Consider the following 13,765-nt stretch of genomic DNA (forward strand, 5'->3'; position numbering starts at 1 on the left):
TAAAAATACCCTCGGGGGAATCGCGCCTCTGGCGCGATGGGGGCAGGGCCCCCAACACCCTCGCAACTCAGCGCGTCGGAACGGGCTTTTCGCCCCGGTAATCATAAAACCCGCGCTGCGTCTTGCGGCCCAACCAACCGGCTTCGACATATTTGGTCAGCAGCGGGCAGGGGCGATATTTCGTATCCGCCAACCCGTCATGCAGAACGTTCATAATGGCAAGGCAGGTGTCGAGACCAATAAAGTCCGCAAGCTCCAGTGGCCCCATCGGATGGTTTGCCCCCAGCTTCATCGAACTGTCGATCGACTCAACGTTGCCGACCCCTTCGTAGAGCGTATAGACCGCCTCGTTGATCATCGGCATCAGGATGCGGTTCACGATAAAGGCCGGGAAATCCTCGGCCGAGGCGGCGGTCTTGCCCAAACGGTCCACCACGGCTTTGCAAGCGTCATAGGTCTCGCTGTCCGTGGCGATGCCGCGGATCAATTCGACCAATTGCATCACCGGCACGGGGTTCATGAAGTGGAAACCCATGAACTTTTCGGGTCGGTCGGTGCGACTGGCAAGACGGGTGATCGAGATCGAGGAGGTGTTCGAGGTCAGGATCGTCGACGGCTTCAGATGCGGGATCAGGTCTTCGAAGATCGCCTGTTTCACCGTTTCGCGCTCGGTCGCGGCTTCGATCACCAGATCGCTTTGGCCCAGATCGCTTAGCGTCTGCGTCGTGGTGATCCGCGCCATGGCGGCGTCCCGGTCGGCGGCGGTGATCTTCTCGCGGCTGACTTGGCGGTCCATATTGCCGGTCACGGTTTTCATCGCTTTGGCCAGCGCATCGGCGCTGACATCGTTCAGCAACACGTCGTAGCCTGCCAGCGCCATGACATGGGCGATCCCATTGCCCATTTGCCCCGCTCCCACGATACCGATTGTCTGGATGTCCATGGCCTGTCCTTTGCTTGAGTTCGGCGCACAATAGGGCGCGTGGCGGGGGTGCCGCAAGGGCAGCTGTTTACGAAATCTCACGACAAATTCGCCCGTTAACAGAATCGCAGCCCCTGCTGTGCAATCTGGCTTTGGGTGAACAAAAAGGTGGGTTCGATGACCTATGATGCAGTGGGGCCAGCGCCTCTGGACTATTTGCCATGCCGCTATGGCACGTCAAAGCTGATGTTTCGCGGCCCGCGCCGCCGGCTGGAGGCGCCCTATATCGCCTTTCTCGGCGGGACGGAGACCTATGGCAAATTCATTGAAGAGCCGTTTCCCGCGCGGGTCGAGGCCGAGATCGGCAAGACCTGTGTGAACTTCGGCTTTCCCAACGCGGGGATCGACGCCTTTGCCCATGACCCTTTCGTCGCGCAGGCCGCCTCGCAGGCAGATGTGACGGTGGTTCAGGTCATGGGGGCGCAGAACATGACCAACCGTTTCTATTCCGTGCACCGGCGTCGGAACGACCGTTTCGTCGGGGCCTCCGCGCTGTTGCAGACGATCTACCGCGAGGTCGATTTCTCGCAGTTCCACTTCAACCGGCACATGCTGACCCATCTCATGCAGGTCTCGCCCGAACGGTTCGAAGCGGTGCGCGCGGAGCTTCAGCAGGCGTGGATGGCGCGCATGCGTTTGATGTTGGGGCAGATACAGGGGCGCACGCTCCTGCTTTGGCTGGCTGACCGCCCGCCGGTCGCAACAGCAGCGCAGCCGGTAGGGGAGTTGGGCCATGATCCGCTATTCGTGACACGCGAAATGTTGGACGCGGTGGCCCAGCACGCCACGGCCAAGATCGAGGTCGTCTCTCCCAAAGACCCCTCAGGGGCGCCGACCGCTGGCATGGTGGTCAGTGAATTCGAGGCGCAGGCCGCGTCGGAAATGCTGGGCCCGATGGCTCATGCCTCTGCCGCCGCCGCTTTGACCGATGCGCTGCAAAGCATGTCCTGACGCTCCCGGTAGGGGCATGCACGAAAAAGGCCCGCCGAGAGCGGCGGGCCTTTGGTGTTTCATATGAGAAGCCTTACAGCTTTTCGATCAGTTCCGGCACCGCGTCGAAGAGGTCTGCCACGAGACCGTAGTCGGCGACTTGGAAGATCGGCGATTCTTCGTCTTTGTTGATCGCGACGATGATCTTGGAGTCTTTCATCCCGGCAAGGTGCTGGATCGCACCCGAGATGCCAACCGCGACATAGAGGTCGGGGGCGACCACTTTGCCGGTCTGGCCCACCTGCCAGTCGTTCGGCGCATAGCCCGAATCAACCGCCGCGCGGGAGGCGCCAACGGCGGCGCCCAGTTTGTCGGCCAGTTTCTCGATCAGGGCGAAGTCCTCTTCGGAGCCGACACCGCGACCACCGGAAACCACCACGCCCGCGCTTGTCAGCTCGGGGCGGTCCGATTCGGCGACCTTGTCTTCGACCCATGTGGACAGGCCGGGGTTCTCGGCTGCCGAAATGGTCTCGACCGAGGCGGACCCGCCGTCACTGGCGGCATCGAAGGTCGATGTGCGGAAGGTGATGACTTTCTTGGCGTCGTTGGACTTCACGGTCTGCACCGCGTTGCCCGCGTAGATCGGACGCTCAAAGGTGTCGGCATCGACAACGCCGGAGGCATCCGAGATCACCATGACATCAAGCAGGGCCGCGACGCGGGGCATGATGTTCTTGGCGTCCGTGGTGGCGGGCGCGACGATGTGGTCGTAGTCACCGGCAAGGCTGACGATCAGCGCCGCGGTGGCTTCGGCCAGACGGTGGCCCAGCATCTCGTCCTCGGCGACCAGCACCTTGGAGACGCCATCGATCTTGGCCGCCGCTTCGCCAGCTGCCGCAGCAGAGCTGCCCGCCGCCAGAATGGTCACGTCGCCCAGTTGCTTGGCCGCGGTCACCGCCTTGGCGGTTGCGTCCATCGACAGTTCGCCGTCGGAAATCTCTGCAATCAGAAGAACAGCCATTACACAGCCCCCGCTTCTTTGAGTTTCGCCACAAGCTCGTCGACCGAGCCGACCTTGATGCCAGCGGCGCGTTCCGCGGGCTCTTCGGTCTTCACGACTTCCAAACGGTTGGAGACATCGACGCCGTAGTCCTCGGCGGTCTTCTCATCCAGCGGCTTTTTCTTGGCCTTCATGATGTTCGGCAGCGAGGCGTAGCGCGGCTCGTTCAGGCGCAGGTCCACGGTGACCACGGTCGGCATGGTGACTTCGATGGTCTGCAGGCCGCCGTCGACTTCGCGGGTCACTTTCGCCTTGTCGCCTTCAATGGCGATGTCGGAAGCGAAGGTCGCTTGCGACCAGCCCATCAGCGCCGAAAGCATCTGCCCGGTGGCGTTCATATCGTTGTCGATCGCCTGCTTGCCGCAGAGCACGAGGCTCGGCTGCTCTTCGTCGACCACGGCTTTGAGGATCTTGGCCACGGCCAGCGGTTCGATGTCCTTGTGCACATCGTCCGAGGCCACCACGAGGATCGCGCGGTCGGCACCCATGGCGAGGGCGGTGCGCAGCGTTTCCTGCGCTTGCTTCACGCCGATGGAGACGGCGACGACCTCTTCAGCCTGGCCGGCTTCCTTCAGACGAATCGCCTGTTCGACGGCGATTTCGTCGAAGGGGTTCATCGACATTTTCACATTGGCAAGATCAACACCCGATCCGTCCGCTTTGACACGAACTTTCACGTTATAGTCGATCACGCGTTTGACAGGCACCAGTACCTTCATGAGCGGTCTCTCTCCTCAGTTTGCGACGCGGGCTGGTGGCCCGGTCTCCCTAATTCTCCAGACGGGTGTAACGAAGCGGATCGGATCAAAACAGGCCAAAATCGGCAGGTTGGCAGTTTTGAACGCGGCGTTTTCCCGGTTTTTCGTCTGTTAGCGCTATTTTACGCCCGGTTCGCCCCCGGCACCCAAAGCACGTCTTCCTTGCCCGCGTTATTGGCCATCCGCGCGGCGACGAAGAACCAATCGCTCAGCCGGTTCAGATAGGTCACGCAGGCGGGGTTCACCGCCGTTTGCTCAGCCAGCAGCACCGCCAGCCGCTCGGCGCGGCGCGCCACGGTGCGGCAGACATGCAGATGCGCGGCCAGCGCGCGCCCGCCGGGTAGGATGAAGCTGCGCAGCGGTTCCAACTCGGAATTCATCACGTCGATCTCACGCTCCAGCCGGTCGACCTGTTCTTGGGTGACCCGCAGGGGCGGGTATTCCGCATCCTTATCGGCTTCCATATCGGGGCGGCAGAGGTCGGCGCCCAGATCGAAAAGGTCGTTCTGAATGCGCGCCAGCGCTTCATCCGTGGCGCCCTTAGCCTCAAGCCGGGCCACCCCCACGAAACAATTCAACTCATCCGAGGTGCCATAGGCTTCGACCCGCGCGTCATGTTTGGCGACACGGTCGCCATTGCCAAGGGCGGTGGTGCCCTTGTCCCCGGTGCGGGTGTAAATCTTGTTCAGTACAACCATCAGATCGTGCCCCCTCGGAAATAGACATATGCAAGGATCAGCAGCACGGCGATGAACTGCGCGATGATCCGCCAGCGCATCAGCTTGTTGGCGTTGCGTTTGTTGAATTTGCCCCCGGTGGCAAAGCCGCCCAGCCCCATCAGGAGCACTACGGCGACCGCCACGACAGAGATCAGGACGATCACGAAAAACGGATCATTTGGCATGGGCTGTCCTTTCGTTGGCCTGAGATGTAGCGGCAGCGGGCAGCCGCGCAACCAAAATCAGCGGCTGGTGACCCAGTCCAGCGCGCGCGTCGGCAGGATACGCCGTAAAACACCGCCGATATGCGTTGGGGTTGTGACGAAATAGCGCGGGCGGGGTCGGGGGGATTCGACGGCGTGGACCAGCTTCTCGACCACCGCCTCGGGCGGGAGTTCGAAGCGGTCCTTCTTGCCGCTGTCGTCATAGAGCCGGGGGCGCATGGTGCTTTCATACTCCGCTGCGCGGGGGCTGTTTTGCCAGTCGATCCAGCGCTCGAAACGCGGAATGGCCTTGGCCCGCAGTTTCGAGGTGACGGGGCCGGGTTCGATCAGGATCACCGCGACCCCGGTGCCGCGCATCTCAAGCCGGAGGGTATCGGTCAGCCCTTCAAGGGCGAATTTCGTGGAGTTATACGCCCCGCGCCACGGCATCGCCACCATGCCGAGGACCGAGGAACACTGCACGATGCGCCCATGCCCCTGCTTGCGCATCACCGGGATCACCGCGCGGGTCAGGCTGTGCCAGCCAAAGAAATTCGCCTCGAATATCTCGCGCAGGGCATCGGTGGGGAGGTCTTCGACCAACCCGGGCGTGGCGTGGGCACCGTTGTTGAACAGCGCGTCGAGCGTGCCGCCGGTTTGGTCCAGCACATGGGCAAGCGCCGCTTGGATGCTGGCCTCATCGGTGTAATCGAGGCGGGGCGCGTCGAATCCTTCGGCTTGCAACCGGTCGCAATCCGCTTGTTGGCGGCAGGCAGCGAAAACGCGCCAGCCCCGGGCGCGCATACCCTGCGCGGCGGCATAGCCGATGCCGCTGGAACAGCCGGTGATGAGGATGGAGCGGGTCGCAGACATGCAAAGGGCCCTTCGTGTGAAAGGCCCTTCATCGCGCGATGCTATGGAATTGGCAAGTTAGCCGTTGTTGAGCAGGAAGTCGGCCATCCAGCCGGATTCGCTGCCGTCGACGCTGCGGAAACGCACCCAGCCTGCGCCATTGTCTTCAATCACTTCGACAGCGTCGCCTTTGCCGAGCTTGCCGACCACGCCGAAGTTGGTGCCCGGACCGCCGCGGACATTGACGCGGGTGCCGTTGACTTCGCGAATGTCGGCCTGGGTCGTGCTGACAAAGGTCGCGCCGTTGTCAGCGCCTTCGATCAGGCTCGGGATGACAGTGGGCGCATTGGCGTTTGTCGTCGTGTAAGCGGCCTTTTCCACTTTGGGGGCGCTGACGGCCTTGGCCTTCACCACTTTCGCCCCGGCGCGGTCCGCAGGGGTGGCCACGGCCTTTTGCACCAACCCGTCATTGGCCTGCGGCAGGTCGCTCAGCGTCGTGAGGTTCAGCGCCACGCGGGTCGCTGTGGCATCACGCGCAGGGGTCCGTTCGGCGAAGGGGGTGATCGGGCTTTCCGCCTTGCGGGCCGCGTTCGCGGCGGTGGCAGTGACAAGGTTGGAAGAGGGGGGGGCGCTGGCGATCAGGGCCGTCTCAGCCGCTTCGGCGCTGGCCGTTTGCGGGCCTGCGGGCACGAAGTCGGCCCCGCCGCTCATCTCGTAGAATGCCCAGCCCATGAAACCAAATGTCAAAAAGATGAACCGTTTCATTTTTGCTGTTCCTCGTCCCGTGTCAAACCATGTTGCTGTTGAGAGACCAACGCGAAACTTCGCGAATGGTTCATTTCCTATTGGCAAGAATTCGCATAGCCGAAAAGTATTGCTTTTTTCTCACTTGAAACCGTGCCAGCGGCCATTTTGCCGAGTCGGTTGCGGGTAATCTGTCGCTTGCCCGCTCTGGCGTGCTTGGCTAAAAGACCCGTCATGTCAGACACAAGCACACCCCCAGAACTCGACCCGAATGACCTGTCCGAGCCGCTGCGCCGCGCCTTGGGGGATCGTTACCTGACCTATGCGCTGAGCACGATCATGCACCGGGCGCTGCCCGATGCGCGCGACGGGCTGAAGCCGGTGCACCGCCGCATCCTCTACGCCATGCGCGAGTTGCGGCTGTCGTCCACCGGGGGCTTCCGCAAATCGGCGAAGATTTCGGGCGACGTGATGGGTAACTATCACCCGCATGGCGATGCCGCGATTTACGACGCGATGGCGCGCCTGGCGCAGGATTTCAACGTGCGCTACCCGCTGGTCGACGGGCAGGGCAATTTCGGCAACATCGACGGCGACAACCCCGCGGCCTCGCGCTACACCGAGGCACGGATGACCGCCGTGGCCGAGGCGATGCTCGAAGGGCTGAACGAAAACGCCGTCGACTTCCGCGAGAATTACGACGGCACGCTGACCGAGCCTGCGGTGCTGCCCGCGCAGTTCCCGAACCTTTTGGCCAATGGCTCATCAGGCATCGCCGTGGGCATGGCCACGAACATCCCGCCGCATAACATCGCCGAGCTTTGCGACGCCTGTATCCACTTGATCAAGACGCCGGATGCGCGTGACGACACGCTCTTAAATTATGTCCCCGGCCCGGATTTCCCCACCGGTGGCATCATCGTCGAGCCGCCCGAGAACATCGCCAACGCCTATCGCACGGGCCGCGGCTCCTTCCGGCTGCGCTGCCGTTGGGAGGTCGAGGACCTGGGCCGTGGCGCGTGGCAGATCGTCGTCACCGAGATTCCCTATCAGGTCCAGAAGTCCAAGCTGATCGAGAAGATCGCCGAGCTGATCCAGACCAAGAAGATCCCGATTCTCGCCGACATCCGCGACGAATCTGCCGAAGACATCCGCATGATTATCGAGCCGCGCTCGAAGAACGTCGATCCGAACGTGCTCATGGGCATGCTGTTCCGCAACTCCGATCTAGAGGTGCGTTTCTCGCTCAACATGAACGTGCTGATCGACGGGCAGACGCCCAAGGTCTGTTCGCTCAAGGAAGTGCTGCGCGCCTTCCTCGACCACCGGCGCGAGGTGCTGCAGCGCCGTTCTCGGCACCGGATGGACAAGATCGACCACCGGCTTGAGGTGTTGCAGGGTCTGATCACGGCGTTTTTGAACCTCGACCGTGTGATCGAGATCATCCGCTACGACGAAGACCCCAAGGCCGCGTTGATGTACGAGGACTGGAGCCGTGCGCATCAGGACACGCTCAGCCGCGCCATGGACGAGGCCGCTTACGTCTCGCCGCTGGCCGGGGTCGACGTGTCGAAGCTGGCGGTCATCGCCGATGCCGAGGCGCAGGCCACCGGCGTGCTGGCTGAGAGCGGCGACACCCGCGCGATCCCGCACAGCTACGCAGGCCGCGAGAACGGGCTGTCGGACGTGCAGGCCGAGGCGATTCTCAACATGCGCCTGCGGTCCTTGCGGCGTCTGGAAGAAGATGCGCTGATGGCCGAGCGTGACGCGCTGATGACCGAGCGTGCGGGGCTCGAAGACCTGCTGGAAAGCGAGGACCTGCAATGGTCCACCATCGCCGACCAGCTGCGTGCGACGAAAAAGCAGTTCGGCAAAGACTGGGTGATCGACGGTGTCAAACGCGGCCAGCGTCTGACCGAGTTCGACACCGCGGGAGAGGTCGAGGACGTGCCGATCGAGGCGATGATCGACCGCGAGCCGATCACCGTGGTCTGCAGCCAGATGGGCTGGATTCGCGCCATGACCGGCCATATCGACCTGAACCGCGAGTTGAAGTTCAAGGACGGCGACGGTCCGCGCTTCATCTTCCATGCCGAGACGACGGACCGGCTGCTGGTCTTCGGCTCAAACGGGCGGTTCTACACCGTCTCCGCCGCCAATCTGCCCGGCGGGCGCGGCATGGGCGAGCCTTTGCGTCTGATGGTCGATCTGCCCAACGAGGTGCAGATCGTCTCGCTCTTTATCCACCAGCCGGGGCGCAAGCTTTTGGTGGCCTCCACCGCGGGCGACGGTTTCGTCGTGCCCGAGGATGACGTCGTGGCCCAGACCCGCAGCGGCAAGCAGGTGCTCAACGTGCGCGGCGAGGGGGTCACGGCGCTGGTCTGTCACCCCGTGTCGGGCGATAGCGTCGCCACGGTGGGCGAGAATCGCAAGGTGCTGGTCTTCGGCCTTGATGAGCTGCCCGAGATGGGCCGGGGCAAGGGCGTGCGGCTGCAGAAGTTCAAGGACGGCGGGCTGTCGGACGCCATTACCTTCACGCGCGAGGCGGGTCTCACTTGGCAGGACCCGGCGGGCCGCACGCGGACCGAGGCCGATCTGGCCGAATGGACCGGCAAGCGCGCAAGCTCGGGCCGCATGGCCCCCCGCGGCTTCCCGCGCGACAACAAGTTCACGTGAAACACCCGCGCCCCTCGGGGCGCGGTCAGTCCAGCGGCTCGGCGGTCATCCAGACGCCACCCTCGGGGCGCAGGGTCAGGATCATCACCGGCTCAGGATCCTTGCCCGGCACCGGCGTGAACTTGAACCGCCCCAGCAGGGTGGCGAGGATGATCACCGCCTCCTGCAGCGCAAAGCTCGCCCCGATGCAGATGCGCGGACCGTCCCCGAAGGGCAGATAGGCGTAGCGGTCGATCGCCTTGCGGTCGGCGAAACGCTCGGGCCGGAAGGCGTCGGGGTCCTCCCAGAGCAATTCGTTGCGGCCAAGCGCGTAGATCGGGATCATCACCGTGTCCCCGGGCCGGATTTCGCGGTCGCAGAGCCTGTCGTGCTTCTGCGCCGTGCGTGAGATGATCCCGGCGGCGGGGTAGAGGCGCAGCGCCTCGTCGATGATCATCCGCACCAGCGGCAATTTATCCACGTCCTCGCCGGTGCAGGTACGGCCCTGAAGCACCTCGCGCACCTCGTTTCGGGCGCGTTCCTGCATCTCGGGGTGGAAGCCCATCAGGTACATCGACCACGCCAGCGTCAGCGCCGTGGTCTCATGGCCCGCGACGATGAAGGTCAGCAGGTTGTCGCGCAGCTCGCCGGTGTTCATCTGGCGCTTGGTCTTGGGGTCTTCGCCCTCCAGCAGCAGGTCTAGCAGGTCAGGCGTGCCGTCATGGCCGCGCGCCACCCGTGCCTCGATCGCCTGATCGGCCATGGCCTTCATCTGCTTCAGCGCTTGGCCGGACATCATCCGCCCCGGGCGCGGCAGCCAGTCGGGCAGGCCGAGGATGTCGAACAGGCTGATCTTGCCGGCCTCGGCGATATAGTCGTCGATCGCCCCATGCACCTTTTCGCGGTCGAAGGTGCCGTCGCCGGAAAAGGTCACGTCGCCGATCACCTCGAAAGTCGTCGTTACCATCTCGTCGAGCATGTTGACCGCGCGCGGCCCGGCGGCAGCGATGCGCTCGGCCGAGCGGGCGGCGGCGGCGCTCATGACGGGGGCGAGGTTGCGCACGTTGCGCTGCGAAAAGACGGGGGCGGCGGCGCGGCGCTGCCAGCGCCAATGCGCGCCCTCGGCGATGAAGAGCGACTCACCGATGGCCGGGCGCAGCAGGTTCTTGGTGACGTCGGACTTGGGGTAATCCTCCAGCCGGTCCAAGAGGATCTGCCGGATCGCGCCGGGGTCCATCACCATATGCCAGCGCTTGCCAGTTTTGCCCGAGACCATGGGCTGCATCGTGGCGATCTTGGGAATGATGCTGAGCACGTTGCGCCGCGCCATCTGAAGGCTGCCGAGCATGCCGACAGGCTCGGTAACGAGCGGCACGCGAACGGGCAGGGGGCGGGCTTGGGTCATCTTGCTGTCCTCACTCTGAGTCTAAGATAGACCGGCCCGGGGACTGCGCAACTGCGGCAAATGATTGCGCCCCTTGGGCCCATCGGCTACCCCTTTTCGAAACCTTAACACCCCTGAGGGATCGCCCATGCTGAGAGTTCTTGCCCTGTTGACCTTCGTCGCGACGCTGGCCGCCTGCAACGGGGCATCCGACCTCGACAAGGCGCCGACCCCGCTTGGGGGATTTCAATCTGCACCACAATATCGTGGTGGCGCCCAAGGCGCAGAAGGGGCCGCTCAGCCGCGAGGTGAGCAAGGAAGAACTGGCCGAGGCCGTGCGCGCCGCCACCGCCGAACGCTTTGATCGCTACGAGGGCGAGCGCCTCTACCACTTTGGCATCAGCGTCGAGGGCTATGTGCTGGCGCAGCCGGGCATCCCGCTGGTCTTTGCGCCTAAATCGATCCTGATCCTCAACCTGACGGTCTGGGACGACGCCAAGAACAAGAAGCTGAACCCCGAGCCGCATCAGATCACCGTCTTCGAATCCCTCGATCAGGGGCCGGTGGTGGGCTCGGGCTATACCAAATCCGCCGAAGAGCAGCTGAAGAACCTCAGCCAGAACGCCGCCAAGGCGATTGAGACCTATCTGGTCAAGCAAAACCGCGAAGAAGGTTGGTTCAACGGCGGCACAGCCGTGTCCCCCGCCGGGGAGCCGGAGGATAAATAGCCCATAGCCGAGGCGCGCCCGACCGATGCGGCAGGCCCACGGTGGGCTTTAAGTGGCGCCAAGACGCAAGTCTCGCTTGATTTTACCGCTCGAACCCAATACATCGCCCGCCAGATAGGGTTCGGGTCCCCGTTGGGGCCCCTCAATTAAAAGGGCGCCACCATGGCAAAGGCAAAGTTTGAACGCACCAAACCGCACGTCAACATCGGCACGATCGGCCACGTTGACCACGGTAAAACCACGCTGACCGCGGCGATCACCAAATACTTCGGTGACTTCCAAGCGTATGACCAGATCGACGGCGCGCCCGAAGAGAAGGCCCGCGGCATCACCATCTCGACCGCGCACGTCGAGTATGAGACCGAGAACCGTCACTACGCCCACGTCGACTGCCCCGGCCACGCTGACTATGTGAAAAACATGATCACCGGTGCGGCGCAGATGGACGGCGCGATCCTGGTTGTGAACGCGGCCGACGGCCCGATGCCCCAGACCCGCGAGCACATCCTGCTTGGCCGTCAGGTTGGCATCCCCGCCATGGTCGTCTTCATGAACAAAGTTGACCAGGTCGACGACGAAGAGCTGCTCGAGCTCGTCGAGATGGAAATCCGCGAACTGCTGTCCTCCTACGACTACCCCGGCGACGACATCCCCGTTGTTGCAGGTTCCGCTCTGGCGGCGATGGAAGGCAACAAGCCCGAGATCGGCGAAGAGTCGATCAAGAAGCTGATGGCCGAAGTTGACGCCTACATCCCGACACCTGAGCGTGCCGTGGACCAGCCCTTCCTGATGCCCGTCGAGGACGTCTTCTCGATCTCCGGCCGTGGTACTGTTGTGACTGGCCGTGTCGAGCGTGGCGTGATCAACGTTGGCGACGAAATCGAAATCGTCGGCATCCGCGACACCAAGAAAACCACCTGCACCGGCGTGGAAATGTTCCGCAAGCTGCTGGACCGTGGTGAAGCTGGCGACAACATCGGCGCCCTGCTGCGCGGCGTTGAGCGTGACGGCGTTGAGCGTGGTCAAGTTCTCTGCAAGCCCGGCTCCGTGACCCCGCACACCAAGTTCGAAGCCGAAGCCTACATCCTCACCAAAGAGGAAGGTGGCCGTCACACGCCGTTCTTCGCGAACTACCGTCCGCAGTTCTACTTCCGTACAACTGACGTCACCGGCACCGTTCAGCTGGCAGAAGGCACCGAAATGGTCATGCCGGGCGACAACGTGTCCTTCGGCGTTGAGTTGATCGCACCGATCGCCATGGAAAACGGTCTGCGCTTCGCGATCCGCGAAGGTGGCCGCACTGTTGGCGCGGGCGTCGTTTCCAAAATCACTGAGTGACCTTTGGATGGGGCCTTCGGGCCTGACGTCTGAAAGAATCGAAAGGCCGCAGCGTTTGCTGCGGCCTTTTGCTTTGGCAGTGTGGGCAATCCCCCTGAAACGAGAAAACCGGCTCCCGTAAGAGCCGGCTTTCATCATTCTAATTCAACCGCAATCAAGCGGCGTCAGCGTTCACGCCACCTTTGGTCGCGATCTCTGTCATGCGGCGGTCACCATCATAGGTGTGATCAAGCTGCTCCTGTAGTTGTGCACCATCTTCATTCTCGCCCAGACGATTGGCGAAGGCGACAACGCAGCCGTAGCCCGCCAGAGCATAGTGCACCATCCGCTGATATTGCGTGATGATCATCGCATCACGGGCATTGCTGTCGCCAAAATCTTCTTCCAGCACATGCTTATGTGCCTCTTTCACAAGGCCTTCCATCCCGTGGCAGTGCTCGCCTTCCGGGTCGAGGTCATGTTTGGCGCAGATGGACTTCAGCACATCCATGCCCTTGGCGATTCCATTGCTGCCGTCGATCAGCGCTTCGCTAAGTTCCTTGTCCTCCGCCGCGCGGCCCAGAGCGTTGGTCGCTTCGAGCGATTGCTTGCAGGCAGAATAGAGGTCTTGCAGTTGGTCGGTGTAGACGTCTTTGAGGTTGTTCATAGTCATCGGTCGTCCTCCAATTTCGGGCTTGGTTCGACGGGAAAACGTAAGCTGAGCGGTCAATGTTCCCCAAAGAAGAGAATATCGGCGGAAAGGTCAGATCTGCTCTTGATCCGCCGCCCGTTTGCGACTACCCAAGCCACCGGCATAGGGGTTTAGCTCAGTTGGTAGAGCATCGGTCTCCAAAACCGAGGGTCGTGGGTTCGAGTCCCTCAGCCCCTGCCACATTTCTTTAAATTAGCGATGAAGCTGCGCCGCTGAGCGGGGCGTTTCATTCTTGGCGGATCGCTGCATCTGTGCGAAGCGGGCGCGTCTCTCGTGGGTATGCCGATCCGCGGCAATTTATTCGTTATAGATTTGCCTACCTCAGGCGTCCCTGCGCAGGTGTTCAGCGAGTCGCGCCGCCTTGAGGCGATTCACCCAACTTCCCCTCTATGGCGTTTAACTCGGGGATGATTCACCCGGTCATCAGGGTTTCAACGCAGCCGCATGCTGCCGTCGCGGCGAAGCTCAGGGCCTGTTCCTATAGAAATAGCACGCCATTTCAGCATCTTGCCGAAAAGTTCCCCGAAATCTCATCTTTTCCCAACTTTCTGCTTGCGGCTTTGCCCCACTAACCTTAGAACCCCCTCTACCGGCGGCGCTGAGACGCATCGCTGGGGCGCCAGACGGGGCGGACGGCAGCGGAGACGCGGTGGTTCGGATCACGAGGCGGATAAGAATTCGAGGTATTAGAGGCGGGGCGCGCCAAGAAGTTAGGGCGCAT

13 protein-coding genes and 1 tRNA gene are annotated in these 13,765 nt (G+C 62.6%); 5 read left to right on the top strand and 9 right to left on the bottom strand.

Annotated features, from left to right (window positions below; all coding sequences use genetic code 11):
* Nucleotides 1-67: 67 nt before the first annotated feature.
* Complete coding sequence (locus ACGYLQ_RS02600; protein ID WP_322328917.1) at nt 68-943, bottom strand: 3-hydroxybutyryl-CoA dehydrogenase; 876 nt, start codon at nt 941-943, stop codon at nt 68-70.
* A 156-nt stretch (nt 944-1,099) separates the two neighbouring features.
* On the opposite strand from ACGYLQ_RS02600, the gene ACGYLQ_RS02605 reads away from it, so the two are divergent.
* Complete coding sequence (locus ACGYLQ_RS02605; RefSeq protein WP_168612494.1) at nt 1,100-1,933, top strand: DUF6473 family protein; 834 nt, start codon at nt 1,100-1,102, stop codon at nt 1,931-1,933.
* Between the two features lie 73 nt (nt 1,934-2,006).
* Here the strand turns inward: ACGYLQ_RS02605 and ACGYLQ_RS02610 are convergent, their stop codons facing one another.
* From ACGYLQ_RS02610 to ACGYLQ_RS02635, 6 genes are all read right to left on the bottom strand, one after another.
* Nucleotides 2,007-2,933 (bottom strand): electron transfer flavoprotein subunit alpha/FixB family protein, encoded by a 927-nt coding sequence (locus tag ACGYLQ_RS02610; protein ID WP_394440211.1) that lies wholly within the window; start codon nt 2,931-2,933, stop codon nt 2,007-2,009.
* The gene (locus ACGYLQ_RS02615) at nt 2,933-3,691 is read right to left on the bottom strand and encodes an electron transfer flavoprotein subunit beta/FixA family protein (RefSeq protein ID WP_067260591.1); all 759 of its coding nucleotides are present in this window, start codon (nt 3,689-3,691) and stop codon (nt 2,933-2,935) included. The genes ACGYLQ_RS02610 and ACGYLQ_RS02615 overlap by 1 nt, the downstream gene beginning before the upstream one ends.
* A gap of 161 nt (nt 3,692-3,852) precedes the next feature.
* Entirely contained in the window at nt 3,853-4,428 is a 576-nt protein-coding gene (locus ACGYLQ_RS02620; RefSeq protein ID WP_067260588.1) for a cob(I)yrinic acid a,c-diamide adenosyltransferase, read from the bottom strand.
* Complete coding sequence (locus ACGYLQ_RS02625) at nt 4,428-4,634, bottom strand: twin transmembrane helix small protein (protein WP_067260586.1); 207 nt, start codon at nt 4,632-4,634, stop codon at nt 4,428-4,430. Before ACGYLQ_RS02625 ends, ACGYLQ_RS02620 begins: the two co-directional genes overlap by 1 nt.
* 57 nt (nt 4,635-4,691) lie before the next feature.
* Nucleotides 4,692-5,525 (bottom strand): SDR family oxidoreductase, encoded by an 834-nt coding sequence (locus ACGYLQ_RS02630; protein ID WP_394440213.1) that lies wholly within the window; start codon nt 5,523-5,525, stop codon nt 4,692-4,694.
* Between the two features lie 57 nt (nt 5,526-5,582).
* Nucleotides 5,583-6,269 carry an SH3 domain-containing protein gene (locus ACGYLQ_RS02635; protein WP_394440215.1) on the bottom strand — a complete coding sequence of 229 codons (687 nt, stop codon included), beginning with the start codon at nt 6,267-6,269 and terminating at the stop codon, nt 5,583-5,585.
* 213 nt (nt 6,270-6,482) lie between these two features.
* On the opposite strand from ACGYLQ_RS02635, the gene ACGYLQ_RS02640 reads away from it, so the two are divergent.
* Complete coding sequence (locus ACGYLQ_RS02640; RefSeq protein WP_394440217.1) at nt 6,483-8,924, top strand: DNA topoisomerase IV subunit A; 2,442 nt, start codon at nt 6,483-6,485, stop codon at nt 8,922-8,924.
* A 25-nt stretch (nt 8,925-8,949) separates the two neighbouring features.
* On the opposite strand, the gene ACGYLQ_RS02645 is transcribed toward ACGYLQ_RS02640, so the two are convergent.
* The gene (locus ACGYLQ_RS02645; RefSeq protein WP_394440219.1) at nt 8,950-10,308 is read right to left on the bottom strand and encodes a cytochrome P450; all 1,359 of its coding nucleotides are present in this window, start codon (nt 10,306-10,308) and stop codon (nt 8,950-8,952) included.
* Between the two features lie 215 nt (nt 10,309-10,523).
* Here ACGYLQ_RS02645 and ACGYLQ_RS02650 point away from each other — a divergent pair, with 215 nt between their 5' ends.
* Nucleotides 10,524-11,015 (top strand): hypothetical protein, encoded by a 492-nt coding sequence (locus ACGYLQ_RS02650; protein WP_394440221.1) that lies wholly within the window; start codon nt 10,524-10,526, stop codon nt 11,013-11,015.
* 162 nt (nt 11,016-11,177) lie between these two features.
* A complete protein-coding gene (gene tuf, locus ACGYLQ_RS02655) occupies nt 11,178-12,353 on the top strand; it encodes an elongation factor Tu (protein ID WP_067260569.1) in 1,176 nt (391 codons plus the stop codon).
* Between the two features lie 154 nt (nt 12,354-12,507).
* Here tuf and ACGYLQ_RS02660 read toward each other — a convergent pair whose 3' ends face one another.
* Nucleotides 12,508-13,005 carry a DUF892 family protein gene (locus ACGYLQ_RS02660; RefSeq protein WP_394440223.1) on the bottom strand — a complete coding sequence of 166 codons (498 nt, stop codon included), beginning with the start codon at nt 13,003-13,005 and terminating at the stop codon, nt 12,508-12,510.
* Between the two features lie 143 nt (nt 13,006-13,148).
* On the opposite strand from ACGYLQ_RS02660, the gene ACGYLQ_RS02665 reads away from it, so the two are divergent.
* Nucleotides 13,149-13,224, top strand: a tRNA-Trp gene (locus ACGYLQ_RS02665).
* The last annotated feature ends 541 nt before the right edge of the window (nt 13,225-13,765 follow it).

The sequence above is a fragment of the Sulfitobacter sp. 1A12779 genome (assembly GCF_043557315.1).
In the GTDB taxonomy this organism is placed as follows: domain Bacteria; phylum Pseudomonadota; class Alphaproteobacteria; order Rhodobacterales; family Rhodobacteraceae; genus Sulfitobacter; species Sulfitobacter faviae.

Coding starts and splice junctions, on each gene's coding strand:
- ACGYLQ_RS02605 (WP_168612494.1), top strand. CDS start 1,100: ATGACCTATGATGCAGTGGGGCCAGCGCCTCTGGACTATTTGCCATGC.
- ACGYLQ_RS02645 (WP_394440219.1), bottom strand. CDS start 10,308: ATGACCCAAGCCCGCCCCCTGCCCGTTCGCGTGCCGCTCGTTACCGAG.
- ACGYLQ_RS02615 (WP_067260591.1), bottom strand. CDS start 3,691: ATGAAGGTACTGGTGCCTGTCAAACGCGTGATCGACTATAACGTGAAA.
- ACGYLQ_RS02635 (WP_394440215.1), bottom strand. CDS start 6,269: ATGAAACGGTTCATCTTTTTGACATTTGGTTTCATGGGCTGGGCATTC.
- ACGYLQ_RS02660 (WP_394440223.1), bottom strand. CDS start 13,005: ATGACTATGAACAACCTCAAAGACGTCTACACCGACCAACTGCAAGAC.
- ACGYLQ_RS02600 (WP_322328917.1), bottom strand. CDS start 943: ATGGACATCCAGACAATCGGTATCGTGGGAGCGGGGCAAATGGGCAAT.
- ACGYLQ_RS02640 (WP_394440217.1), top strand. CDS start 6,483: ATGTCAGACACAAGCACACCCCCAGAACTCGACCCGAATGACCTGTCC.
- ACGYLQ_RS02620 (WP_067260588.1), bottom strand. CDS start 4,428: ATGGTTGTACTGAACAAGATTTACACCCGCACCGGGGACAAGGGCACC.
- tuf (WP_067260569.1), top strand. CDS start 11,178: ATGGCAAAGGCAAAGTTTGAACGCACCAAACCGCACGTCAACATCGGC.
- ACGYLQ_RS02610 (WP_394440211.1), bottom strand. CDS start 2,933: ATGGCTGTTCTTCTGATTGCAGAGATTTCCGACGGCGAACTGTCGATG.
- ACGYLQ_RS02630 (WP_394440213.1), bottom strand. CDS start 5,525: ATGTCTGCGACCCGCTCCATCCTCATCACCGGCTGTTCCAGCGGCATC.
- ACGYLQ_RS02625 (WP_067260586.1), bottom strand. CDS start 4,634: ATGCCAAATGATCCGTTTTTCGTGATCGTCCTGATCTCTGTCGTGGCG.